Source organism: Thioalkalivibrio sp. ARh3, assembly GCF_000377265.1.
In the GTDB taxonomy this organism is placed as follows: Bacteria; Pseudomonadota; Gammaproteobacteria; order Ectothiorhodospirales; family Ectothiorhodospiraceae; genus Thioalkalivibrio; species Thioalkalivibrio thiocyanoxidans.
Genome location: NZ_KB897947.1, coordinates 529,054 through 552,749, shown reverse-complemented (window position 1 = coordinate 552,749; position 23,696 = coordinate 529,054). Strand labels below are relative to the sequence as shown.

The 23,696-nt window shown below is 64.8% G+C and carries 20 protein-coding genes; 14 read left to right on the top strand and 6 right to left on the bottom strand.

Going from position 1 to position 23,696, the window contains the following annotated elements; genetic code table 11:
* The first annotated feature begins 10 nt into the window (after positions 1-10).
* Positions 11-1,084: a ribose-phosphate pyrophosphokinase gene (locus tag C995_RS0102505; protein WP_018863436.1), complete on the top strand. Its 1,074-nt coding sequence runs from the start codon at positions 11-13 to the stop codon at positions 1,082-1,084.
* Here the strand turns inward: C995_RS0102505 and C995_RS0102500 are convergent.
* Positions 1,062-2,105, bottom strand: a complete 1,044-nt coding sequence (locus tag C995_RS0102500) for a hypothetical protein (RefSeq protein WP_018863435.1) — start codon at positions 2,103-2,105, stop codon at positions 1,062-1,064. The genes C995_RS0102505 and C995_RS0102500 overlap by 23 nt on opposite strands.
* Positions 2,106-2,425: 320 nt before the next feature.
* Between C995_RS0102500 and C995_RS0102495 the strand changes: the two genes are divergently transcribed.
* The 4 genes from C995_RS0102495 to C995_RS0102480 all read left to right on the top strand — a co-directional run bounded on the left by C995_RS0102495 (position 2,426) and on the right by C995_RS0102480 (position 6,508).
* Positions 2,426-2,797, top strand: coding sequence for an Hsp20/alpha crystallin family protein (locus C995_RS0102495; protein WP_018863434.1), 372 nt, complete (start codon positions 2,426-2,428; stop codon positions 2,795-2,797).
* Positions 2,794-5,214, top strand: coding sequence for an endopeptidase La (gene lon, locus C995_RS0102490; protein ID WP_018863433.1), 2,421 nt, complete (start codon positions 2,794-2,796; stop codon positions 5,212-5,214). Before C995_RS0102495 ends, lon begins: the two co-directional genes overlap by 4 nt.
* Positions 5,215-5,409: 195 nt before the next feature.
* Complete coding sequence (locus C995_RS0102485) at positions 5,410-6,036, top strand: HPF/RaiA family ribosome-associated protein (RefSeq protein ID WP_018863432.1); 627 nt, start codon at positions 5,410-5,412, stop codon at positions 6,034-6,036.
* A gap of 55 nt (positions 6,037-6,091) precedes the next feature.
* Positions 6,092-6,508, top strand: a complete 417-nt coding sequence (locus tag C995_RS0102480) for a DUF3775 domain-containing protein (protein WP_018863431.1) — start codon at positions 6,092-6,094, stop codon at positions 6,506-6,508.
* A gap of 71 nt (positions 6,509-6,579) precedes the next feature.
* Here C995_RS0102480 and C995_RS0102475 read toward each other — a convergent pair whose 3' ends face one another.
* Together C995_RS0102475 and C995_RS0102470 are read right to left on the bottom strand one after the other, a co-directional pair.
* Positions 6,580-6,999, bottom strand: a complete 420-nt coding sequence (locus C995_RS0102475) for an SRPBCC family protein (protein WP_018863430.1) — start codon at positions 6,997-6,999, stop codon at positions 6,580-6,582.
* Positions 7,000-7,056: 57 nt separating this feature from the next.
* Positions 7,057-7,377 carry a hypothetical protein gene (locus C995_RS0102470; protein ID WP_018863429.1) on the bottom strand — a complete coding sequence of 107 codons (321 nt, stop codon included), beginning with the start codon at positions 7,375-7,377 and terminating at the stop codon, positions 7,057-7,059.
* Between the two features lie 349 nt (positions 7,378-7,726).
* On the opposite strand from C995_RS0102470, the gene C995_RS0102465 reads away from it, so the two are divergent.
* From C995_RS0102465 to C995_RS13520, 5 genes are read left to right on the top strand one after another with little or no spacing between them, the layout of a single operon-like run.
* Positions 7,727-10,363, top strand: a complete 2,637-nt coding sequence (locus tag C995_RS0102465) for a Z1 domain-containing protein (protein WP_018863428.1) — start codon at positions 7,727-7,729, stop codon at positions 10,361-10,363.
* A complete protein-coding gene (locus tag C995_RS0102460) occupies positions 10,353-11,369 on the top strand; it encodes a PD-(D/E)XK motif protein (protein WP_018863427.1) in 1,017 nt (338 codons plus the stop codon). Before C995_RS0102465 ends, C995_RS0102460 begins: the two co-directional genes overlap by 11 nt.
* Positions 11,362-13,209, top strand: a complete 1,848-nt coding sequence (locus C995_RS0102455; RefSeq protein ID WP_231362399.1) for a hypothetical protein — start codon at positions 11,362-11,364, stop codon at positions 13,207-13,209. The genes C995_RS0102460 and C995_RS0102455 overlap by 8 nt, the downstream gene beginning before the upstream one ends.
* A complete protein-coding gene (locus tag C995_RS0102450; RefSeq protein WP_026278897.1) occupies positions 13,202-14,095 on the top strand; it encodes a hypothetical protein in 894 nt (297 codons plus the stop codon). The genes C995_RS0102455 and C995_RS0102450 overlap by 8 nt, the downstream gene beginning before the upstream one ends.
* The gene (locus C995_RS13520) at positions 14,085-14,846 is read left to right on the top strand and encodes a hypothetical protein (protein ID WP_038080580.1); all 762 of its coding nucleotides are present in this window, start codon (positions 14,085-14,087) and stop codon (positions 14,844-14,846) included. The genes C995_RS0102450 and C995_RS13520 overlap by 11 nt, the downstream gene beginning before the upstream one ends.
* A gap of 21 nt (positions 14,847-14,867) precedes the next feature.
* Here C995_RS13520 and C995_RS13790 read toward each other — a convergent pair whose 3' ends face one another.
* Positions 14,868-16,382 (bottom strand): DNA cytosine methyltransferase, encoded by a 1,515-nt coding sequence (locus tag C995_RS13790; RefSeq protein WP_231362403.1) that lies wholly within the window; start codon positions 16,380-16,382, stop codon positions 14,868-14,870.
* A gap of 152 nt (positions 16,383-16,534) precedes the next feature.
* On the opposite strand from C995_RS13790, the gene C995_RS13785 reads away from it, so the two are divergent.
* Positions 16,535-16,987: a very short patch repair endonuclease gene (locus C995_RS13785; RefSeq protein ID WP_018863422.1), complete on the top strand. Its 453-nt coding sequence runs from the start codon at positions 16,535-16,537 to the stop codon at positions 16,985-16,987.
* 284 nt (positions 16,988-17,271) lie between these two features.
* Here C995_RS13785 and galE read toward each other — a convergent pair whose 3' ends face one another.
* Entirely contained in the window at positions 17,272-18,324 is a 1,053-nt protein-coding gene (galE, locus tag C995_RS0102435; protein WP_018863421.1) for a UDP-glucose 4-epimerase GalE, read from the bottom strand.
* Between the two features lie 60 nt (positions 18,325-18,384).
* A complete protein-coding gene (locus C995_RS0102430; protein WP_026278896.1) occupies positions 18,385-18,966 on the bottom strand; it encodes a YdcF family protein in 582 nt (193 codons plus the stop codon).
* A gap of 495 nt (positions 18,967-19,461) precedes the next feature.
* Here C995_RS0102430 and C995_RS0102425 point away from each other — a divergent pair, with 495 nt between their 5' ends.
* From C995_RS0102425 to prsK, 3 genes are all read left to right on the top strand, one after another.
* The gene (locus tag C995_RS0102425) at positions 19,462-20,100 is read left to right on the top strand and encodes an XrtA/PEP-CTERM system exopolysaccharide export protein (protein WP_018863419.1); all 639 of its coding nucleotides are present in this window, start codon (positions 19,462-19,464) and stop codon (positions 20,098-20,100) included.
* A 116-nt stretch (positions 20,101-20,216) separates the two neighbouring features.
* Positions 20,217-21,611 carry a TIGR03013 family XrtA/PEP-CTERM system glycosyltransferase gene (locus tag C995_RS0102420; RefSeq protein WP_018863418.1) on the top strand — a complete coding sequence of 465 codons (1,395 nt, stop codon included), beginning with the start codon at positions 20,217-20,219 and terminating at the stop codon, positions 21,609-21,611.
* Between the two features lie 3 nt (positions 21,612-21,614).
* On the top strand, positions 21,615-23,681 hold the full coding sequence (gene prsK / locus C995_RS0102415) for an XrtA/PEP-CTERM system histidine kinase PrsK (RefSeq protein WP_018863417.1): 2,067 nt from the start codon (positions 21,615-21,617) through the stop codon (positions 23,679-23,681).
* Positions 23,682-23,696: the final 15 nt, after the last annotated feature.

Below are 23,696 nucleotides of genomic sequence, written 5' to 3'. Positions count from 1 at the left end.
AGTGAAGCACATGCGCACCGGGGCGGCGCGGGACGCCGCGATCTACACTCCGATCAGAGCCCCGCAAACCTTTACGGAGGGCGTGAACATGCCCGGCAACGTATCCGATCCGATGCTGTTCGCGCTGGAGGGATCGCGCGAATTCGGTGGCCGTGTGGCCGAACACATGGTCCTTCCACTAGCGGAGCACGAGGAACGCGGCTTCGAGGACGGCGAGCACAAGGCGCGGCCGCTGGAGAGCGTGCGCGAGCGGGATGTGTACGTACTGCACGCGCTGCACTCCGACCCCGAGCGCAGCGTCAACGATCGCCTGTGCCGGCTGCTGTTCTTCCTCGCCTGTGTGCGCGACTCCGGCGCTCGCCGCGTCACCGCGGTGCTCCCCTACCTCGGCTATGCACGCAAGGACCGCCGCACCCAGCCGCGCGATCCGGTCACCATGCGCTACCTCGCGCAGCTGATCGAGGCCATGGGCGCCGACCGCGTAATGGCACTGGAGGTGCACAACCCGGCCGCCTACGACAACGCCTTTCGCTGCCCGCGCGAGCACCTGGAGATGCGCAGCCTGTTTGCGCTGCACCTCGCGCCCGAGCTGCAGCCGGAGACCCGCGTGGTCGTCTGCTCGCCCGATGTGGGCGGGGTGAAGCGCGCGGTGCGTTTTCGCGAACGCCTCGCCAATCAGCTCGGTCGGGAGGTGGGCGATGCCTTCTTCGAAAAGGCCCGCGCCGGCGGCAAGCTCACCCTCGGCCGCCTGATCGGCGACGTGAGCGATGCCACTGTGGTGCTGGTGGACGACCTGATCGCCACCGGCAGCACCCTGCTGCACGCCGCACGCACCTGCCGCGAGACCGGTGCCCGACGCGTGCTCGCGGTGGCCGCGCATGGCGCATTCACCCGCGGCGCGCAGGACAACCTCGCCAGCGACGCCTTCGAGCGGGTGCTGGTCACCGACACCATCCTCCCGCCGAAGATCGACCACGAGGCGCTGGGCCAGCGTCTGGAGATCGTCTCCGCCGCGCCCCTGTTCGCCCAGGCCATCACCCGCCTGCACGCAGGCGGGTCGCTCACGGACCTGCAGGAGGACTAAACCGCGGCACTTGCCCGCTGCCGATATAGCCGTCCGCCAACGCCAGGTACTCCGCGGCCTTCGCCCGCCATGGCTCCCACTCGCGCCGCGGCAGCTCGAAGATGTGCCACAGCGCGAGCTTGGCCCGCACACAGGCCTGTCCGCACTTGTAGAACGCCAGCAGCCGCGCCTCCGGCCAGTCACCGCTGTGCTCGCCGTACACCCGGAACAACACCCGCCCCACCTCCGGCGCTCCCAGCCGCTCGCACTCCATCGCCAGGAACGCCAGCTCGTCCGCCGCATCCAGCGTGCGCAGCTCGCGGTTGAACTCCAGACAGTCGAACACCACCGGCTCCGGTGTCAGGCACACATGCTCCGGACGCAGATCGCCGTGCCCCTCCACGATGCGCCCCTGTGCCACGCGCGCGTCGAACAGCGCCGGGGCTTCCTTGAGCAAGGCCGTCTGCGCCTGCAGGATGCGCTCGATGCGCGCGCGGTCCTGCTCGGGCACCGACTCCAGCAGCGCCTCCAGGGTGCCTCGCACCGTCTCCAGCAGCCGGTGGCGATAACCCTCCGCTGTCAGCGCCACCGGCTCGCAGCCCGCATAGAACGCCGCCAGACGCGCCCCCAGCCGCTCCAGATCCACCTCCTGCAGCCGCCCCTCCCGGATTACCTGGTCCAGCATGCGCTCCGCCGGAAGCCGTCGCATCTGTACCAGCCAGTCCACGGTGTCGCCATCGCCGTCCAGGTTCAGGCGCCCGGCCGCATCCCTGTTCAGCGGGATCGCCCCCAGATAGGTATCCGGCGCCAGCCGCCGGTTCAGCCGCACCTCCGCCGTGCAGTCGCGCCCGCGCGCCGCCAGCGTGCTGAAATCCAGAAACGCATAGCGCACCGGCTTCTTCAGCTTGTACACATGCCGCCCGGTCAGGAACACCCACGACATGTGCGTCTCGATCACCTCCACCCGCGCCGGCCGCTCCGCCGGATACGCCTCCGGCCGACGCAGGAACGCGACCTTTTCGCCGATGCTGCAATCGTCCACCTGCGCTGCCCTCCCACCCCCGACCCGTTCGCGCGGCCGCCATCCACCGCGCATCCACGCTGCCCTTTCCCTGGGAGCCTAGATCATCGGGGTACCTACTCGTGGCGGGGCATTCTTGCCCGCGAGATGCACAGGCAAGGAAGCAGCCATGATCTGGATGCGCGGCGCCATCGATACCGCGGGGGGTGGTCTAGACTCGAAATACAGGGGATCCGGGACGCCTCCGAGGCGTACGCCGGGGCATGTCGGCCGGGCCGAGAAACCGGGTCCGGTGCAACCCTGGCGCACGCGGGGCGACCAGTACAACCGGTCGAGGAAACATGGATTCAGATCTTGTCCGTCTCACCCGGCGCCTGGTCCTGGCGCGCACCGAACAGCTCCGACCCAGCCGCTGGCGCCCATCGGCGGATATCTACCGCAACCGTCGCGGCTGGCTGATCAAGCTGGAGTTGGCGGGGGTCGACCCGGGTGCAGTGCGGGTGCAAGTGCACGAACGCTTTCTGGTGGTCCGCGGTCGCCGCCGCGATTCACCGCCCGGGGCGGGCCATGCCTGCCAGCGTCTGGAAATTCCCTACAGCGAGTTCAGCCGCACCTTCGAGCTGCCGGCGGACCTGGAGTCCGCCCGCATCGAGCGTGAGGCGCGCCACGGCATGCTGCTGCTGAACATCCTGCTGAACGAGGAGGAGCCATGAGCGAGACCACTCAGCCGGATGCCCTGCTGCTCCCGGTCCTGCCGTTGCGCAACTCGGTCCTGTTCCCGATGACCGCCGGGCCGTACTCGGCCGGGCGCAAGGGCTCGATCGCGGCGCTGGAAAAGGCGGCCGAGAGCGCCGACAAGTCGGTGGTGATCGTCGCCCAGCGCGAGCCCGAGGTGGAGGAGCCGGGGTTTGCCGATCTGCACCCGATCGGCACACGCGGGGAGATCAAGCGCCTGATCCGCTCGGAGGAGACGGTGGAGGTGATCGTCGAGGGGATCGAGCGCGTGCGCCTGGAGAGCACCGAACGCGAGGGCGACTGCCTGATGGCGCGGGTAACCCCGACGCCTGTGGTGCTGGAGCCGGGGCCGGAGGCCGAGGCGCTGAAGCGCGAACTGGTGAGCCTGGCGCGGCAATTGCGCGCCGAGGACTCGCAGTTCGGCACCCGCGACCTGGCGGTGCTGCTGGACCAGGTCGAGGACCCGATGCACCTGGTGTACCTGCTGGCGACGCTGCTGGAGCTGGACCTCGCGCAGGCGCAGGAACTGCTGGCGGCCTCCGAGCAGCAGGCGGCGATGCGCCTGCTGCTCGGCTACATGCGCCGCGAGTACGAGGTGCGCAAGCTGCGCCGGCAGATCGTCGGCGAGGCCAAGATGGAGATGGGCCGCGAGCAGCGCGAGTACCTGCTGCGCCAGCAGCTCAAGGCAATCCAGAAGGAACTGGGCGAGAAGGCCCCCGGCGCCTCGGAGGTGGAAGAGCTGCGCGAGCGCCTGGAGTCGGCGGAGCTGCCGGCGCCGGTGCGCGAGGAGGCCGAGCGCGAGCTGACGCGGCTGGAGGGCATGCCGGCGGCCTCGCCGGAGCACGGGGTGATCCGCAACCGCCTGGACCTGATCCTCGAACTGCCGTGGGCCCGGCGCACCGAGGACCACCTGGACGTGGCCCGCGCCCGCCGCGTGCTGGACGAGGACCACTACGACCTAGCCGACATCAAGGAACGCATCCTCGAGCATCTGGCGGTGCTGCGCCTGAACCCGGAGGCGCGCGCACCGATCCTGTGCTTTGTCGGCCCGCCGGGGGTGGGCAAGACCTCGCTGGGCAAATCGATCGCGCGCTCGCTGGGGCGCGAGTTCGAGCGCCTGAGCCTGGGCGGGCTGCACGACGAGGCGGAGCTGCGCGGCCACCGCCGCACCTACGTCGGCGCCATGCCGGGGCGCATCATCCAGGCCATGCGCCGGGCCGGCAGCGCCAACCCGGTGCTGATGCTGGACGAGGTGGACAAGGTTGGCCAGGACTTCCGTGGCGATCCGGCCTCGGCCCTGCTGGAGGTCCTCGATCCGGCGCAGAACACCGAGTTTCGCGACAACTACCTCGATCTGCCGTTCGACCTGTCGCGGGTGATGTTCATCACCACCGCCAACACCCTGGACACCATCCCCGGGCCGCTGCGCGACCGCATGGAGGTGGTGCGCCTGTCCGGCTACAGCGACGAGGAGAAGCTGGAGATCGCGCGGCGCTACATCGTCGAGCGCCAGCGCATCCAGGCCGGGCTGGGCGCGGAGCAGTTCCAGGTGCCGGACGCGACGCTGCTGCGGGTGATCGCGCGCTATACCCGCGAGGCCGGGGTGCGCGAGCTGGAGCGCATGGTCGGCCGTCTGGCGCGCAAGCTGGCCCTGCGCATCGCCGAGGCCGGCGAGGTGCCACCGACCATCGAGCCGGAGCTGCTGGGCGAGCTGCTGGGGCGCGAGCGGTTCCGCCCGGAGGAGGCACGCAAGGATCTGCCAGCGGGTGTCGCCACCGGCCTCGCATGGACGCCGACCGGCGGCGACGTGCTCTATATCGAGGCAATCCGCATCCCCGAGGAGGGCAAGGTGATCCTGACCGGGCAGCTCGGCGACGTAATGAAGGAGTCGGCGCAGGCGGCGCAGAACTGGGCGCTGGCGCATGCCGGCCGGCTCGGGTTCCGGCCCTCGCCGGGTGGCATCCACATCCACGTGCCGGCCGGCGCCATCCCCAAGGACGGCCCCTCCGCCGGGGTGACGATGGCGACGGCGGTGGCCTCGCTGTACAGCGGCCACCCGGTGCACAGCGACACCGCGATGACCGGCGAGATCACGCTGTCGGGGCTGGTGCTGCCGGTGGGCGGGATCAAGGAGAAGGTGCTGGCCGCGCGGCGCGCCGGGTTCCGCCGGGTAATCCTGCCGCACGACAACGAGCAGGACCTGGAGGACCTTCCGGATACCGTGCGCGAGGAGATGGAATTCCTGTTCGCCGAGCGCATCGAGGACGCGTTGCGGGCCGCGATCCCGGAACTGCTGCCGCCGCCGCAGGAAGCGGCCACGGAGGAGGTAGGCGGCTACCGCTTCGCGCCGCCGATGGGAAACGACTCGAACGCCCCCAGGGGAAGCGCCGAATAAGCCCAGGCCGGCTACTTCTGCGCAGGAGGGTGGTCGACCCCAAACCGGGCTGCCGCGCATGCGCAGCGCCGGATGCGCCGAACCGGCCGCAAGGCCCGGATTCGGCAGGGTCCGGCCGTCGCGCTGCACTGGCCGAGCAACGACACGGCCGTGATCCCACCGAGTACACGGTCACGGCAAGACAGAGGAGGCACCATGCAGATCCCCCTGGAACTCAACTACCACGACGTGGATCGCTCCGACTGGAGCGAGGAACTGATCCGCGACCGCGTGGCACGGCTGGAGCGGATGTCGGACGAGATCGTCTCCTGCCACGTGATCGTCTCGCAGCCGCATCACCACCGGCACAAGGGCAACGCCTACAAGGTGACCATCGAGGTGCGCCTGCCGCGCAACCGCCGGCTGGTGGTGCACGAGGAGCCGGTGACGGTGGAGCAGGCCAGCCATCTTTTTCCGGTGATCAACCGTGCCTTCGACGCGATGGAGCGCCGCCTGTCGAAGGCCGTGCACCAGACCGCGCGCGCGACCCTGGCGCCGGCGGATCAGGAGAACCGGGGGCTGGTGGTGCGCGTGTTCAAGGACGATGGCTACGGCTTTCTGCGCACGCCGGACGGGCGCGAGTTCTATTTTCACGAACATGCGGTGCTCGGACACGACTTTCCGCGCCTGGCGGTGGGCACCGAGGTACGCTTCGAGCCGTCGATGGGCGAGGAAGGGCCGCAGGCCAGCACGGTGCGCCTGGTGAACAAGCCGGGCGAGCGCGAAACCGACCAGACCCGCGAACGCGAGGACGTGCCCCCGGAGTGGCGCGGTAGCGACTGACCCACCCCCTGCCCGTCCAGGCCACGCCCCGAACAAACCAACGGAGGCCTCCACCATGACCGACGAATCCGGCCCGCTCCTCGATATGAACCCGGATACCGTGCAGCGGTTGATCGAACTGGCGCGCGACATCCAGGGCCGCGAGTACACGGACATCAGCGACAACCGTGATGCCCCCTCCGGCGCGGAAACCCCGCCAGACCCGGACGAGGAGTCCTCCACGCCGCGGTTCGACACGGCGACCGAGGAGTTTCGCTCCACCATCGACGACCTGGAGCCCGATCAGCAGCAACAGGTGGTGGCGCTGTTCCGCCTGGGGCGTGGCGACTACGACATCGCCGAATGGGAGAACGCCCTGGCCGCGGCGCGTGACGACTGGAGCCCGGGCACAGCCGACCATCTGCTAAGCCACGCGATGCTGGCGGATTCTCTGGCGGCCGGCCTGGTGGCGCTCGGTTACTCGGTGGAGTGAGCCGCCCGTCGGGGATAGTCGGCCTCGCCTTCCTCGACGAATCCCGCGAGCTCCACGCGGAGGCGTAGGCATCACGCCCCGTGGAGGCGCGGCCAGGCGTTGCGCACTACCTCCGCCCCCAGCGCGTCCAGCAGCGGGTGGGCCGCCAGGCCGAGCAGGCCATCGGTCAGGGGATTCTCGTCGCCGCAGCGCACGGCCAGTTGCAGATGCGTGCCGCGCGCAATCGGAGTCAGCCGGTAGCAGCCCTCGCAGGAGAGCCCGGCCAGCGCGCGCCAGCCGAGCAGACGCGGCGGGACGGCGACCAGCACTTCCACGTCGAAGGTTAGCGGAACCCCGGCCACCCGCACACACCAGCGGTAGCGCTCGGGCCCGACGCAGGTAATGGAGTCGATGGCCTCGCTGTAGGCGGCGAACGCCTCCACCCGGGCCATCAAATCGAACACCGCCTCCGGAGCAGCGTCGATCTCCATATCGTGGTGGATCACCGCCATCGCCCACCGCTCCAGGTTGCAGGGTCGCCGCCGGGCGGGCCGACGGCGCAGGCCCAATCAGTCGTGCACGATGATGCGGGAGCCCGCGGCGTCGATATCCACGCGGGAGCTGGAGTAGGCGCAGGCCTTCGCGATGTCCTCCAGCTCTGGCATGTCATTGAGCTCCGCCAGACGATGCAGCAGGCTGCCGCCTTCGCAATCGCGCGGCACACCGTTGTCGTCCAGTGTGCAGCCGAATTCGCCCTCGTTCACCGACCAGTCCATGTCGGCCGGCATCTTCAGCACCACCGGTTCCTCATGCATCACCTGGAACTTCGCCCGCATGGCGTTCTTGCCGTCCTGCCAGTCGAGCACCGGCATGTTTTCTACGCTGCGCATAGTGAGCCTCCTTCGCGATTCCGCGAGGTTGCATCGGATTTAGCCGGGCCGTTTCCTGCCCCTTCCCTTGGACGCTAGACCCCGTCCTCGAGGCGGTCAAAGGTGACCCCGGAAGCGATGGGGAAGGGGCTATGCCGTATTTCATCAACGGCATGGTGGATTTCTTCGGGGAGGGACAGCGCAGGGCCAAAGGCAAGGTCTGACCCCGGCGATCACGGGAACAGCCCTGTTTCTAGGCGCCCACGCTGGTAGGATCCTGAGCAGGAGTACAGGAATGCGCTTGATGAGAGCCGGACATTATTCTTGTCCCAGAATGCTCTCTGGATAACACGGAGAAGGGGCCACTTCATTGGACGAAGATACCGCTAAGTACTTTAGCAAGCGTCAGGTCGAGAAGCTCAAGGACCGCTTCAGGAAAGAACTCCGGGCTGCGCGCTCGCCCCAGCAGGCCCGCGAAGAGATTCAGGAACTGATCGAGGATCTTCTCGAGGTCGACAAGGAGTTAGCCTGGCGGCTCGCTGAGGACATCGAACAAATGGTTCTGGCTGACATGGCCGCGATCCGGGAACGCGATGTCCCAGTCATCGAAGCCCGCGGGCGCACGCGCTGGTATGCCGGCCCGCAACCGGATGACCTGTTCTGGCCGAGTCTTGAACGTCACCTCCTCGAGGACAAGCACTGGAGCGCGGACTCGGTCCAGTCGATCGACGAGCATTCCTCGTCCATCGTCGCGAGGCTCGCACCGCCGGAGTCATCGGAAAAGTTCTCGGCCCGCGGGCTCGTCGTCGGCTATGTGCAATCCGGCAAGACGGCCAACATGACCGCAGTGATTGCCAAGGCCCTGGATTCGGGCTACCGCCTTGTGATTATTCTGGCCGGAGTCACGGATGCCTTGCGTACCCAGACCCAGGAGCGGATGGAGGAGGATCTGGTTGCCGCCCACCCGGAACTCTGGGATCACCTGACTACCTGGGAGCAGGATTTCGATGCCGGGACGCGCCAGAACTTGGTGGAACCTAGGAAAGGCGGCATCCTTGCCGTCGTCAAGAAGAACACCCACGTTCTTGCGAGGTTGAGGGATTTTCTCGAGCAGACCGCGCTCTCGACACGCATGAAGCTGCCGGCCCTGGTGATCGATGACGAGACCGACCAGGCGAGCCCTGATGTCGCCAAGAAGACAGACGAAGACCCCACCACCATCAACAGGCGCATCCGGGAGATCCTCAGGCGTCTGCCCAAGTGCTCCTATGTCGGGTATACCGCGACGCCTTTTGCGAACGTCCTGATCAATCCGGGGGCGGAAGGGAACGAAGAATACGACCGCGACCTGTACCCGCGAGATTTTATTGTGTCGATTCCCGCGCCCGCGGATTACTTCGGTGCGGAGCGATTGTTCGGGCGTGACCTGCTGTCGGCCGATGATCCCGGGCCTTCCGGTGACGGTGTTGACGTTATCCGGACGATCCGCGAAGAAGACATCGAGACCATCCAGGGACTCGAAAAGGGAGAGGCGGGTCCTGACCAGGGGTTGCCCTCGTCGTTGCAGGAAGCACTCCTGTGGTTCGTGCTGGCGACGGCGGCGAGAACGGCGCGCGGTGATGAGGTGCATTCAACGATGCTGCTGCACACCAGTCGCCTTACCGAAGCCCACCAGAACCTCGAGCTGACGGTCCGGAGTTTCCTTGCCCAATTTCGCGATACTCCGGCAGCGGCCCGGCACAAGATGCTCAAGGACATCTGGGAGCGCGAGTATCCGCTCCAGCCGGCAACTGCGTTCGGCAGGGAACCGCTGGCCACCGACACCGTCCTAGAGCAAACGGACAAGGTCCTGGCGCGCACGCTGGTGGCTCAGGACAACTACGTGAGTGAAACGCGTCTTGAGTTTCCTAGGGACGGAGAACCTGTATGGGCGGTCATCATCGGGGGTGACCGGCTCGCCCGAGGAGTGACCTTGCCGGGTCTGGTCGTCAGTTATTTCGGGCGCAATGCCCGACAGTACGACACCCTGATGCAGATGGGGCGCTGGTTCGGTTATCGACACGGCTACGAGGAATTGCCGCGGATCTGGATGACTGCTGCAACGATGTCAAGTTTCCGTGAGCTGGCGACGATCGAGGCCGAATTGAGGGAGGAGATTTCCTATTACCGGGATGGCTCCATACGCCCGATAGACTGGGGTGTCCGCATTCGGAAAGTTCCCGGCATGCTGGTTACCCGGCGGCCCGCAATGCAGCACACGAAGGAAGCTGCATTGTCGTATTCCGGTGAGCACCTGCAGACTATCCGCTTCTACCACAGGGACACAGCCTGGCTGCAGCGGAACTGGCAGGCTGGTGGCCGCCTTCTGACACGGGCGGTGGAAGATCCGAGTGTGCATACCGAGCATCGGCAGAATGCGTTCCTAGTGCGGAACGTACCGGTGGACGCGATTCTCGAGTTCCTGCGTAACTACCAGACCTGTCGGGAACAGGTTCGCACCAACACCAAGGCACTGCGGGAGTACATCGAGAAGTACGAGTCCGCCGAACTGAGGCGCTGGAATGTGGCGGTAATGATGCCCGCCAGCGCGAAACCGGGAAGCCTGGCCCTTGGGCCGGTTGATCCGCTAAGGCTCGTCAACCGTGCTGCGCTCCAGAAGTCCCTTGAGCATTGCACCGACATCAAGGCGTTGATGTCTCGCATGGACATCCTGGTGGATACGGCCGGGCCCGTTCCCGAGAGGCGGGATTGGCCAGCGCTCAAGGATCATCGAGCGAAGGAGTACGGCGGGGAGCCGCCTCCTCTGCTGTTGCTGTATCCCATCGACAAAGATTCCGAACCGCGGGACACGCAGTCGACCACGCGCCAGTCGCTGGGTGCGGCGCACGACGTTCTCGGAATGGGGGTTGTGTTCCCGGAAGATCCAAGAGGTTTCAGCGGACACTACATCACAGTCTCCCTGGACGAGGTTGTGGCCGACGAGGAGGATGATCCGGATGGAGCGTGAGACGGACGAACAGCTCGCGCCGCCCGAGATCCTCTGGTTCTGGGAAAGCCTCGCCCGGCGCGTCGGAGAAAGCGACGATGGCTGGCTCGAGCCGAAGGGGTGTGGCCTGGGCGATCGTTTCATGCTGGCCCTTGGCGAGGTGGGGGCGCCGGCGGTGATGGTCGCCATCGAGCCTGACGAAAAGGGCTCCGATGGTCTCTCGGGAAGGAACGTGGAAATTGTCACGCGCACGGTGTCGACTGGTGGCCGCCGTCAGCGTGTCATCCGTCTGACCTGCCGGGAACCACGGCTGCGGCAGGTGTTCGCGGAACTGGTCGCCAGTATTCATCGGCGGATGTGCCAGGGGCGTTCCGGACAATCTGCCGTGCGGGACGCGGTAATGGATTTCCGGCGCCTGTTGGACGGTGGCGCTGGCGAGGCCATCAGCCGCGAAATCGCCGCAGGGCTGGCGGGCGAACTGATGCTCTTGCGGGACCTGGTGAAGCTGGACGCGGGGGGCTGGAGCGCATGGGAGGGCCCCCTTGGGGGTGAACACGACTTCCATCGCAATGGGCGCTCGTTCGAAGTGAAGACCTCCACGCGGCGCGCAGCAACCACGGTAGAGATCCACGGCATCCGTCAGCTCGACCCCCCGCCCAATGGGCTTCACCTCGTTCATCAGACGCTTGTCCCCGACCCCGAGGGCGAGATCTCCGTGCCGGCCCTCGTCGAGGCGCTGCATCAGGAAGTTTCAGATCCAGCGTCACTTTCGGAACGCCTGCTGGCGGTCGACTACTCGAATCTGTCGGCCAGCCGCTGGGAGGCCCATCGCTTCAGTGCCGGCCCGCGGCGATTCTTCGAAGTCGATTCCGACTTTCCCCGACTGACACCCGATCGGCTTGCCCGCGGCGCACTCGATCCCGGTATTGATTCCATCACGTTCTCCCTTCGCCTCGATGCAGTGGTGAAGTGGGAAGTTCCGCGCGACGAAAGCGACAAGATTCTCCAGGGATTCGTGCATGCATAACCTTCGTGTCGTCCGCTCCAGCGAGCCTTACAGCGATTACGGCAACTTGTCGGGCGAGGGCGCGAGACGGTTGCTAGGAACGCCGGCAACTGAACCGCTCCTGACCGCAATACGCGAAAGCGTGCAGAACAGCTGGGATGCCCACCTTCCGAACACCAGGCCGACTTACCTTCTCAGACTTCGAACCCTGTCGCCCGAAGAGTACCGGTTTCTACGGGAGGTGGTTTTCCGCGACCTGTCGCCTGACCCCGGGTCACCTCTTCGGGGTCTATTCCGGAGAAATGAGATTCGAGTTGCCGAAATTTGTGACTTCGGGACCCACGGACTGACCGGCAAGACACGCCCTTCGGAAGTGACCGAGGAAGAGGACTCCAGATTTGTCCGCTTCCTGAGAAACATCGGTGCACCGAGAAGGGAGGGCAGCCACTCCGGTGGAACTTACGGTTACGGAAAGTCTTCGCTCTTTTCCCTAGGCTCCTGCCAGACCGTCGTGGTCGACAGCCTGACGCAGGAGGAGGACGGCACGAGCGAGCGGCGCTTTATGGCCAGCCGGATGGGCGAAGAATTTTATGACCCGGAGACCGGCCGCAGCTTTACAGGCCGACACTGGTGGGGAGCGGGTGCTCCCGCCGGCGGCGCGGTGGACCCTGTCAGAAACGAGGAAGCCACCCGCCTTGCGGACGGGCTGGGGATGCCCGACCGCAAGGGGCGCAGTGGTACATCAGTGATGATCCTCGACCCGACACTGGAAGTGGAATGGGACGATCACGAGGGTCTTGCCGAACACGTCCAGAAGGCGTTCCTGTGGTTCTTCTGGCCGAAGATGGTGCCGTGGCCCGGCCAGCCCCTGAGCCCCATGGAATTTGCTCTAGAAGTGGAGGGTCAGCCATGCGAAATTCCCTCGGTCGAGTCGACGCCGCCCTTTCACCTCTATGCAGAGGCCCTTCAACAGGTTCGGTCGGCGCCGAACGGGGACACCAGAGAAGTTCGAAGCAGGCGACCGAAAGCGCACTTGGGCTGGATGGGATATCAGCGCGGCCTTCACGAGGAACGGACCTTCGACAGTGATCGGGATGTGGGCATTTCCATCCCGGATGTCAGCCGCCATGTGGCCTTGATGCGACCTGCCGAACTGGTCGTGAAGTATCTCGAAGGAACGCCGCTGCCCAACAACCGCCTCGAATGGGCTGGCGTGTTTGTGTGCAGTAACCACGAGGAGATCGAGCAGGCGTTCGCGGCCTCGGAGCCGCCGACCCATGATGACTGGAATCCCAGGTCATTGCCGAAATCTCCGAAGCGAACCTATGTCAACGTCGCATTGACCCGTATCAAGGAGCTGATGGATGAGCTGAACCCCGAGCGGCGCGACCCTTCCGGTGGCGCATCGGAAGGACTGGCCCCAGCCGCCGACATGCTCGGAGGCGCTCTTCTCTCGGGGGACGGCGATCGCGCACTGCCTCGCCATCGCCCAAAGGGCGGCCACAGCAAGCCGCGGGCATTGAAACTGTCAGGGCTGAAGCTGGAGAAGCTGGCAGCGGAGGGGCAGAAGACGGTCGCCACCTTCCGGTTCCAGGTCGTGGGGCGTGCGGGAACCAGCGTCGTCCTGTCCGCGGACCCCGCCATCGTGACGGAAGGGAGCGGCGAGTTGCTCGGTATTGCTCCGGATGGCGACAAGCCGGAAATCCGGGGATGGAATCTGTCAGGTGAGAACCATTCGCCATCCGAGTCTCTGGAAGTTTGCCTGCCCGAAGACTCAACCGAAGGAGAGCTTCGGGTGACTGTTCCGGTCGGCGTGGCTGTACGGCCCCGTCTAGCGGTCCGGGAGGCAGCAGATGAGTGAGGTCTTCGCATTTCCATTCCTGCGACCCAGTGTATCCCGCATTGAAGCTGGGCCTTGGATGGGGCCGGACACCGATGGTGCGTGCGTGCTTCCGGAACTGCTCCCGGACTGGGATTATTCGGTCAGTCTCGGTCTACAACGCACGCTGGAACTTGACCTAGAGGGTTTGTGGAGTGACACAGGACTCGGACCGTCCTCGAGTCTTCTGTTGCATGTATATGCCGCGACCGGGGAGCTCAAGCTGCGAAAGTGCATATTTGAACGGGCACTCAGGGATTGCTCCGGGAGCGTACAGCTCGACATTGGGCCCCTGGAGCTCGAAGGGGCCGAGCTGCAGGGCTACATCGACCTTGTGACAGTCCTTTCGGTCGAACGCGCAGAGCGTATCGAGCGGCTTGCGCCGATGGCTCCGGGCAGCCGATTGTGGGAAGACGAGTTCAGGTGCCGACTCGAAGGAGGAGGCGGCAGGCTGCCGATGGAGGCCAGAGACTTTTCCGAAGTTTCAGCACAGTACGCCTTGGCGCCCTGGTACTTCCGGCTCGAGGAAAGCCGACTCGACGACCGGTTTGAAGCGGCGTTTCAGGTAATCCTTAACACCAAGCGGCAGGATGTTCTCGACGCAGTTTCGCGCAAGGACACCCTTATGATGCCCATCCTGCAAGGTGACCTCGTCCGCCACATTTTGGCCCGCCTGCTCCGCAGTGAGGAATTCACCCTGCGCGCCGAGGATTACCCAAACGGCAGCATTGGTGCCGTTGCTGCCGCGTGGCTCGATGCGGCATTCCCCGACCAGACAGCGGGGCAAATCCGGGACATGTTCGAGCAGCGTCCTGCAGATTTCGAAGCAATAGTGTTCACCGTGTTTGGAGGGCAGCATGACGGTTGAGCTGTTCCCCAGACTTGACGGCTTTGCCGCCGATGCATTGTGGAACGAGGTCGCCCGGCTCTGTGGTCCGGTCGAGTTCGAGGATGTGCGCCATCCATCCGCCACATTTACGGCCACTGGCGGGACAAGGTGCAACTTCGACAAGCTGCGTCGCATCCGGAATGATCTTGTCCAGCTCGCCCGTGAACATGGATTTCCGGATACGCGCGGTGACGAAGAGGTCCGTCAGTTTGATTTTCGCGCCGCCCGCTATCTGGCTGAGGACGCTGGGATCCCCGCCTGCGAGGCATGTCGAAAGGGAGTCTGGGCGTACTTCACTCTGGTCTTGATGCCGGATCTGACCGATTGGCGATTCCCAGGACGAAAGCGCGAACGCTGGGCGGGCGGTATCCGTAATACATTTGGGGTCCTGTGGCGGCGTGGTTATCTAATCGGGGCCGACCACAATGATGGTCGCGGGCCAGGCTGGAACAGCCTCGAGCCACTCACACAAGATGCCCTTGTGCAAATCATTGAGCGCCCGGATCTTTCTGCCAGCCCAAGAACTGCACGGACGATCGCATCAGTCTGGAAGCGGATACGGCAGGAAAACCCCGGTGTTCCGATGGAAGCCCTGACTCGCGATGCCATTCGCAACCTCACTGCGTATCGAGTAACGCAGGACATCGACGGGCTTGGGGACAACGAGCTTCTAGGAAGAGTCAGCGCGGTATTTAACTCGGCCCTGAGAAATTTCTCTCGTCCGGGGTGACCGCGGCCTGCCCGGCCGTATTTAGACAGCGACTTCGGCGCTTTGGTCATCGGCCAGGGCCGTGCCACGCCCCTTCTCTTGCTCGTGAGCGACAAGCACTCCCTTCACGAGCAGCGCAATCTGTCGAGCGAGCCAGGGCGGTACGGCATTACCGACCTGATGATATTGCTCAGTGCGATTGCCCTCGAAGAAGTAGTTGTCGGGAAACGTCTGGATGCGGGCGGCTTCGCGTACCGTAAGGGATCGGCACTGTTCCGGGTCGTGGTGAATGTAGTAATGCCCGTCCTTCGAGATGTGGCTTGTTATCGTCTTCGCCGGCTCGTCTCGCAACTGGACACGGAAGCGGTCCGCAAATTTTCCACTCATCCAGTTTGCGTGGTTGGGAGCCAGACTCGGCAAGGAGAAGTCTCCAGCGCCGGAAGGAGAACGGCCGTACTCCCTGGCGAATGTCGCTGCGTAGACGTATCGACCCAGGTCACTGGGCATATGGGAGCGGGCCTCGTGGTTGAGCACGCTTTCAAGCCTGTCATCGTTCCACCACCACTCGAGCGCTTCGTGTTCCGGGAGCCGGCAGCTCGCTACCTTCGGACATCTCAGGCCACCACGGGACCAGCTTTGCCTGTCCCGTATCTCGCGACTCGTACGCTCGAGGCTGGACGCAATATCGCTCTGACCGTGACTCCGCGCGTCACGGGCGAGCTGGCTGATCTGATCTCGGACAGCGTCTACCCAGCCTTCCTGGCTGTCATCCCGAGACAGCCCGCTCCGAAGCGGCGGAAGACCGGCCAGAGCCTGACTGAGGGAGACCCTCTGGCGAGTTTCCAGCACCCCGGGGGCAGCTTCTATATCTTCCCGAACGCCGACCAGGAAGACCCGGTGCCGGGTCTGTGGAATACCGTAATCTTCGGAGCGGACCAGAAACTCGTGGCCTCGAAGGCAAGCGGGCGAGTCACCCCGCCTGAAGACGACCTCGGGATCAACGAGAGAGTGGACGCGATAACCCGGGCCGCTACTGCCCCGCCCGAGGGCTTCGTCGGGATCCACCAGGTCTTCCAGAATTCGGTGAAAGATGCGTTCGCCACCGACCCTGGAGGTAAGAATCCCCTTCACGTTCTCCATGACAAAGACGGCCGGGCGATAGTGCTGGATCAGCTTGAGGTATTCACGATAAAGAAAATGCCTCTTGTCTTCCTCGGGCACATACCCGGCGATACCGCGATTCCGGGCACGGCCGACAAGCGAGTACGCCTGGCACGGAGGGCCACCGATCAGGACACCATTCGCGCCGTCGAACCCTCGTTCATCGAGCTTGCCAGCGAACCACCTGTCATCGTCCGGGTCACCGAGCGTGACACACAGCGCTTCGTGGCTGGCCTCTTCCCATACATCTCGGGTTCTGTCCGAATAAGGGACGGAGGTGTGTCCCTGAACGTACCGGTAATAGTCGTCCAGGGAGCTTCCGCCTTCCTCGAGAAGTCGTTTGAATGCCCGGAGCCTCAGTGTCTTGTGAGCAGGAACCGAACATTCCGCGGACACCTCTATGCGAAAGAAGTCGCTGAGTGAGGCAAACCCTTCACCCAGCCCGCCAGGACCCGCAAAGAGATCAACTACCGGTATGCGCTGGTTCACTAACCTGTCCTTGAGGCCGAGAGTTGCCCCTGAGGAGCAGAGACCGGGATCATGTGCGAATGGTTGACGTAGTGGACAAAACCACCCGTTCCCGGATGATGTCCGGGATTCGGTCTGGCAACACGCAGCCCGAAATGAGGGTCCGACGCTTCCTTCACTCCCGAGGGTTTCGCTATCGGCTGCACGTTTCGGCACTCCCCGGAAAACCGGACCTGGTACTCAAAAAGCACAACCTTGCTGTCTTTGTACATGGCTGTTTCTGGCATCGACATCAGGGTTGCCGGCTCTGTACTACCCCCGCCACCAATCGAGACCGCTGGCAGGCGAAATTTGCAGCCAACATCAGGCGAGACCGCCGCAACCGGGAGACGCTTCTCGCTTCAGGCTGGCGCGTTCTCACGATCTGGGAGTGTGGACTCAAGGGACCGCAACCCAAAGACTCTGATCTGGCTTGGCTCCCCGGATGGATCAAGGGCGCCCAGCAGCAATATGAATGGCCTCACCCAAAGTAGCCAGCCAAGCCCTGCACGGCATGGTACCAGGTTCGACCCAGCCTTTCCCATACATTCCCGATGGAAACCGGATTTCATGCCGCTGGAATCATCGAGCTATCGCGAGCCCGCGAGGCCAACCGCCCGCTCGCCCAACGGACGCCGGCACTCTGCCGCCCGTCACTCAGGCGGCAGCGCACCCGGCTACCAGCGCTTACTCAAGCGCGATGAATTGATGGGAGACGAGGCATGAGGGATGTACTCTCTCGCCCCCCCGAAAGGCTCGTAACCGAAACCGCCGTCTGTCAGGGGGCGCCGTAGGCGTGGGCGGTGGTTTCCGGCATGGGCAGGGGGTGGAGTCGAACAGCCAGCGGGGGTGCGGCGGCAGTGGTCATGCGCCGTTCCCAGGTCAGGGCGTGGCGGACGATGAGGTCCAGGTCGTCGTACTCGGGTGACCAGGCCAGGACCTCGCGGATGCGCGATGCGTCTGCGGTGAGGGCGGGCGGGTCGCCGGCGCGGCGGGGGCCATGGATCAGGGGGAATCGGTAACCGCTGATGCGCTGCACGGACTCGAGGACCTGCAACACGCTGTAGCCGTGACCATAGCCACAGTTGAGGGCCTGCGAGGGGCCGCCCGCGACCAGATAGTCCATGGCACGCAGGTGGGCCGCGGCGAGATCTTCGACATGAATGTAGTCGCGTACGCAGGTGCCATCGGAGGTGGGGTAGTCGATGCCGAAGACGGTGATGTTCTCGCGTTCGCCCAGGGCGGCCTGACAGGCAACCTTGATCAGGTGGGTCGCATTGGGCGTGGCCTGGCCCAGTGTGCCGTCAGGGGCCGCGCCGGCCACATTGAAGTAGCGCAGACAGACGTAGCGCAGATCGCTCGCCTGGCCGAAGTCGGCGATCATCCGCTCGGACATCACCTTGGAGGCGCCGTAGGGGTTGATGGGCAGCAGCGGGCTGGTCTCGTCAACGGGGTTTTGAGCCGGGATACCGTACACCGCGGCGGTGGAGGAAAAGACCAGGAAACGCACGCCCGTTGCCTGGCACCCCTCCAGAAGATTCAGGGTGTTGCGGGTGTTGCTGCCGTAGTACCCGAGCGGGTCGGCCAGCGATTCCGGGACCACGATCCTGGCAGCAAAGTGCAGGACCCCGTCGAACGCGTGTTCCGCCAGGACCCGATGCAGGCGCTGCCGGTCGGCCATGTCCCCGACGATCAGCGCGGCGTGGCCAATGGCCCAGCGGTGGCCTGTGCTGAGATTGTCGTAGACAACTACGTCGTGGCCTTCCGCCAGCAGTTGGCGCACGACATGTGAACCAATATAGCCCGCCCCACCGGTTACCAGGATTTTCATCGTCAAACCTTCGTCTCGCCGTGAATCGCACGGCCTTACACGGATTAATGGGGAGCCGGGCTATCCCGGCCCGTACTGCCAGCGATACCAGGCCATGCCCCAGTACTCGTGCAGCGCCAGCCAACTGGCCCAGAGCGCACTGGCCTGAGGCCGAAAGGCCTCCAGGGACCCACCGGTATCACGTGGCACATACGCGCCAGTCGGGCCCGGGATGACCTCCAGGCCCGCGCGCTCGAATGACCAGATGGCGCGCGGCATGTGGTGGGCATGGCTCACGAGTGCCACGCGCTCGACTCCCTCCGCGCGCAGCTGCTGCGCGGAATGCTGGGCGTTGCCCCAGGTGTCGCGTGCATTGGGTTCCCGCAGGATCGGGTGAACGCCATATTCCTTCAGTACCTCTGCCATGTAGTCGGCTTCTGGAACTCGTTCCTCGGGGCCACCCCCCGAAACCATCACCGGCAGCCCGGTGCGGTGGTGCAGATGCGCCGCGTAACGCAGGCGCACCAGCGCGAGGTCATGGACGGTCTCGCCCGAGAATTCCTCGGCTCCACTGCGATACCCCGCCCCCAAAACCACGATTGCCTGCGCGCCCCTTAACTGGTCGTCGCCCGGCGGCGCATAGCCCTCTTGTAAAGGTTTCATGAGGGCATAACTAAATACAGGAGTAGAGAATGAATAGCTCAACAGGAGACCGATTACCAACAGCACTTTTCCAACATGTGTGCGGTAAACAGCCCACCCGGCAATGGCAAGTATGAGAGGCCCGGAAGGAGGTAGCAGGAGCCAATTGGCCAGCAGGCGCAGAGGAACGATGTCCAACGTTTTGCCCCGGTAGTAGACGCAAAATCAGGACCCCTATTTTGGACCCACCAACCGGATTTTGAAGGACCAAATAAACCGAACGAAAAACGCCCTAGCGTCAGACTAAAGACTGATGGTTTGGGGCGCGGGCCGCGTCTAACATCAGTGTTCCAGGGGAATAGCCAATACTAATAAGTGGTTGCTATTGCCCGCACCGTTCCGAGGCTAAACGGAGACAGGTCCGGGCACCCCCCAGGCCTGGTCCGGGTTTCGCCGGACAATGAAGTCGGCGGTGTCAATTTGGACTGACTTAACGCCTGAAAGGGGAGACGAGCGATGACCCTCAAGACCGGCCCACAGGGCACTTTTTTTATTCTCATGCTGTCCCTGGCATTCGTCCTGGTGACCACCAGCGCGTGCACGACGACCCCACACGCGGATGCCCCGTCCACGGTCGAAAAAGCCGCGGTGGACCAGTACATCATCGGCCCCGGAGACACCCTGACCATCGCGGTGCGCAACAACCCGGATCTGTCCACCTCGGTGGCGGTGCGGCCGGATGGCCAGATCACCACGCCTTTGGTGGAGGACGTCCAGGCCAGCGGAAGAACCCCCAGCCAGCTCGCCCGGGACATGGAGGACAAGCTGTCCGACTTCCTGCGCGACCCGATCGTAACGGTGATGGTGACCAACTTTGCCGGACCCTACGACCGTCAGGTCCGCGTGATCGGTCAGGCCGCCGAGCCGCAAGCCCTGCAATACCGCGAGGAGATGACCGTCATGGACGTGATGATTGCGGTCGGCGGGATCACCGACTTCGCGGCCGGCAACCGGGCCGTGCTAGTGCGCAACGAAGACGGTGAACGCAAGCAGTACCGGGTACGCCTGAACGACCTGATCTATGGCGGCGACATCTCGGCAAACGTGGCCATGTTGCCGGGTGACATCCTGATCATCCCGGAACGGCGCTTCTGATGGGCGACCGGCGCAGCGGAGCGATCCGCAGCGCCGGTGGACCAGCAGGATCGCGAAGGGACAGGCATCGATCGTCTCCCGGGCCCTTGGGGAGATGACCGGGGGGCAGCTTCAACATGCGGATACTCGGACATTATGTATCGCGGCGCATCCTGGCGCTGGTAGGGCTCGAGCTGGTTGCCATTTACATCGCGCTCTACCTGACGCTGGCCCTGTTCACCTTGTCGCTGGGCGCAATGGACCCGTGGATGCCGGAACTCCTGATCGCCGTGGGGGTTGTCCTGTTCGCGGTGATGCTGGCGGGCCTGTATGAACAGGAGTGCCTGGCAACCTTCAGTTTGCGCTCGGCTGTGGTACGCCTTGGCGGGGCCTTGATCCTGGCCGGCGTAGCGCTCGCGATCCTCGGGATGCTAACGGCCAGCAGCCTCGTTACACCCACGATCGTGGGCAGCAGCGCGGTCGTTCTGCTGGCCAGTCTGACGGCCGAACGCAGCCTCTTTCGAGGGCTGTCGGAAACCGATGCCTTCAAACGACGCGTTCTGGTTCTGGGCACGGGCAGCCGCGCCCGTTCGCTGGAGACGCGCCATGAGGGAGCCAGCGCAGGCGATGCCGCCTACCAGGTCGTGGGCTATGTCGCGACGGAGCGCGAAACGGACCGACCGGTCGACAATCGCCGCCTCTGGGTGCTGGATGCCCGAACCAGTCTTCTCGACGTGGCTCGCTCCCTGAACGTGGACGAGATCGTGGTCGGGATGCGGGAGCGCCGCGAGAACCTGCCGGTCAACCAGCTGCTGGAATGCAAGCTCAACGGCATCCGCATCACGGACCTGTCGTCGTTCTTTGAACGCGAGGACCGCCAGCTCCAGCTGGACGGGATCAACACCAGCTGGCTGGTATTTGGCGAGGGGTTTCGTCAGCACTGGCCGCGTACCCTGGTCAAGCGCAGCTTTGACCTGACGGCAAGCACGGCCCTGCTGATCGTGACGCTCCCGGTGATGCTGCTCACGGCCCTCGCGATCAAGCTCGACAGTCCGGGGCCGGTTCTCTACTGGCAAACCCGGGTCGGCCAGGGCAATGCCCCGTTCGAGATCTGCAAGTTCCGCAGCATGCGCAGTGATGCAGAGGGGGACGGGGTCGCGCGCTGGGCCAGTGGCGACGATGACCGCATCACGCGTGTGGGGCGCGTGATCCGCAAGCTGCGCATCGACGAGCTGCCGCAGATCATCAACGTCTTTCAGGGACGCATGTCGTTCGTGGGTCCGCGCCCGGAACGGCCGGTGTTTGTAGAGCAGCTCAGCGAGCAGATCCCGTATTTCCTCGCCCGCCACAGTATCCGCCCCGGCATCACGGGCTGGGCCCAGGTGCGCTACGCCTACGGTGCGTCGGTCGAGGATGCGCGCCAGAAGCTCCAGTACGACCTGTACTACGTGAAGAACCACACCCTGTTCATGGATCTGATGATCCTGTTCGAGACGGTCCGCGTCGTGCTGTTTGGCCGCGGGGCCCGCTGACCCATGAATCTCGCGGCGCCCAGTTATCTCCTGGCCGGCCTGGCCTTCCTCGTGCTTGCGGTGCTGGCCTTCTGGACCTGGCGCCAGCGCCCGGGGAGCCTGTGGGTCGCGGGTGCCGCGCTGCTCTCGGTCCTGTGGGCTCTGCACATGGCGCTCGTGGCGCACGCGATCGGCGAGGCCCCGGTCTCCGGAGGGGCCTTCGAGGTGCTGCGCAATGCCGGCTGGTTCGCGGTCCTGTTCGCCCTCCTCGCGCGTCGCGGCGACTCCGATTCCCGACCGCCATGGCCATTGCGCGCGGCGATGATCGCCACGGCTGCAGTGATGCTTGGGGTGTTTGCAGCCCTGGCCCTGCCTGCCCCCCTGGCCTATGGCGCCTGGGTGGGCATGGCGATGCTGGGGATGGTGGTGCTGGGCCTGGTGCTGGTCGAGCAGGTCTTCCGCAACACCCCCTTGCAGCGCCGCTGGGAGATCAAGTTCCTGAGCCTGGGCCTCGGGGCGATGTTCGCCTTCGACCTGTTCCTGTTTGCCGATCTCGTCCTGTTCGGGGCGATCAACAGCCCGGTCTGGCAGGCACGGGGTCTGGTGAACGCCCTGGTCGTGCCGCTGATCGCGATCTCGCTGGCGCGCCGGCCACTGCAGGCTCGCGAGGCCCCGGTGGTCTCGCGCCATCTACTGTTCCATACCGCGGCGCTGATCGGGGCCGGGCTCTATCTGCTCGCCATCGGGGCCGCCGGCTACTACCTGCGGCATGTCGGGGGCGATCTGGGTGCCTTCCTGCAGGTGGTCTTCCTGTTCGGCGCCGCCCTTTTGCTGGGCGTTATTGTGGCCTCGGGCAGCCTGCGCTCCCGCCTGCGCGTGTTCCTGGCCAAGCACTTCTTTCGCTATTCGTTCGATTACCGGCAGGAATGGCTCAGATTCACGGGCACGCTCTCGTCCGAGGATGACGAGATCCCGTTCCGCCAGCGGGCCATCCAGGCGATTGGCGAGCTGGTGGACAGCCCCGGGGGACTGCTGTGGGTACGCGACCGCAACGGCACCTATGCCCTGGAAGGCGTCCTCAACCTGGGCGACCCGAGTTATCCCCCGGAGGAACCGGACGGGGCGCTGGTGGATTTCGTCGCGCGCACCGGCTGGGTGATCGACCTCAACGAATACCGCCGGGACCCCGAGCTGTATCAAGGCATGCAGCTGCCCGAATGGCTGGCACAGAACACGCGCCTGTGGGTGGTGGTGCCGCTGCTCAAGGGCGATCGCCTGCAAGGGTTTGTGGTACTCGCCCAGCCCCGCGCACCGCGCAAGATCGACTGGGAGGAGCGCGATCTCCTGAAGACCGCCGGGCGCCAGCTCGCCGTATATGTCGCGCTGGTGCAAACCGACGAGGCGCTGCTCGAAGCCCGTCAGTTCGAGGCCTTTCACCGGCTCGCGGCCTTTCTGGTGCATGACCTGAAGAATGTGTCCGCCCAGCTGTCCCTGGTGTGTTCCAACGCGGAGCGTCATCTGTCGAATCCGGACTTTGTCCGCGATGCCCTGCGCACGGTGGGTAACGCTCGCGACCGGCTCGAACGGACCCTGGCGCAGCTGCGCCATGCGCAGACCACACCCGAGACGCCGAGCCGCATCATCCCGCTCGACCGGCTGCTGACCGAGGTCTCCGAGGCCAGCCGCCATCGCGCCCCCCTGCCGCGACTCGACCTGCGCGAGCCGGCGGCGGTAATCGGCGACCAGGAAGGACTTAAAAACGTCCTACTTAATCTTGTACGAAATGCTCAAGAAGCTACTCCGGATGATGGGTCAATCAATCTCAACCTTTACACCGAAGGGGGTTGGGCTATTGTAAAAATCGAAGACACAGGGAGCGGCATGGAACCGGCTTTCGTAAAGAATCGTCTTTTCAAACCCTTTCAAACCACCAAGGGAAACGCAGGGATGGGGATTGGTTTGTATGAGGCACGGGACCGCATTTCACGCATGGGCGGACGCATTACCGTTGACAGCGAGGCCGGAGTGGGAACGGTTTTCACCCTGAAGCTCCCCTTGCAGATGGCGCCGGCCATGGCCGAGCCATCGTGACCGCTGGTGATTGCG

What these genes read in the sequence shown, in the direction of transcription:
- C995_RS0102505 (WP_018863436.1), top strand. Translation starts at nt 11, where the DNA reads ATGCGCACCGGGGCGGCGCGGGACGCCGCGATCTACACTCCGATCAGA.
- C995_RS0102495 (WP_018863434.1), top strand. Translation starts at nt 2,426, where the DNA reads ATGGATTCAGATCTTGTCCGTCTCACCCGGCGCCTGGTCCTGGCGCGC.
- lon (WP_018863433.1), top strand. Translation starts at nt 2,794, where the DNA reads ATGAGCGAGACCACTCAGCCGGATGCCCTGCTGCTCCCGGTCCTGCCG.
- C995_RS0102485 (WP_018863432.1), top strand. Translation starts at nt 5,410, where the DNA reads ATGCAGATCCCCCTGGAACTCAACTACCACGACGTGGATCGCTCCGAC.
- C995_RS0102480 (WP_018863431.1), top strand. Translation starts at nt 6,092, where the DNA reads ATGACCGACGAATCCGGCCCGCTCCTCGATATGAACCCGGATACCGTG.
- C995_RS0102475 (WP_018863430.1), bottom strand. Translation starts at nt 6,999, where the DNA reads ATGGCGGTGATCCACCACGATATGGAGATCGACGCTGCTCCGGAGGCG.
- C995_RS0102470 (WP_018863429.1), bottom strand. Translation starts at nt 7,377, where the DNA reads ATGCGCAGCGTAGAAAACATGCCGGTGCTCGACTGGCAGGACGGCAAG.
- C995_RS0102460 (WP_018863427.1), top strand. Translation starts at nt 10,353, where the DNA reads ATGGAGCGTGAGACGGACGAACAGCTCGCGCCGCCCGAGATCCTCTGG.
- C995_RS0102455 (WP_231362399.1), top strand. Translation starts at nt 11,362, where the DNA reads ATGCATAACCTTCGTGTCGTCCGCTCCAGCGAGCCTTACAGCGATTAC.
- C995_RS0102450 (WP_026278897.1), top strand. Translation starts at nt 13,202, where the DNA reads ATGAGTGAGGTCTTCGCATTTCCATTCCTGCGACCCAGTGTATCCCGC.
- C995_RS13520 (WP_038080580.1), top strand. Translation starts at nt 14,085, where the DNA reads ATGACGGTTGAGCTGTTCCCCAGACTTGACGGCTTTGCCGCCGATGCA.
- C995_RS13785 (WP_018863422.1), top strand. Translation starts at nt 16,535, where the DNA reads ATGGTTGACGTAGTGGACAAAACCACCCGTTCCCGGATGATGTCCGGG.
- galE (WP_018863421.1), bottom strand. Translation starts at nt 18,324, where the DNA reads ATGAAAATCCTGGTAACCGGTGGGGCGGGCTATATTGGTTCACATGTC.
- C995_RS0102430 (WP_026278896.1), bottom strand. Translation starts at nt 18,966, where the DNA reads ATGAAACCTTTACAAGAGGGCTATGCGCCGCCGGGCGACGACCAGTTA.
- C995_RS0102425 (WP_018863419.1), top strand. Translation starts at nt 19,462, where the DNA reads ATGACCCTCAAGACCGGCCCACAGGGCACTTTTTTTATTCTCATGCTG.
- C995_RS0102420 (WP_018863418.1), top strand. Translation starts at nt 20,217, where the DNA reads ATGCGGATACTCGGACATTATGTATCGCGGCGCATCCTGGCGCTGGTA.
- prsK (WP_018863417.1), top strand. Translation starts at nt 21,615, where the DNA reads ATGAATCTCGCGGCGCCCAGTTATCTCCTGGCCGGCCTGGCCTTCCTC.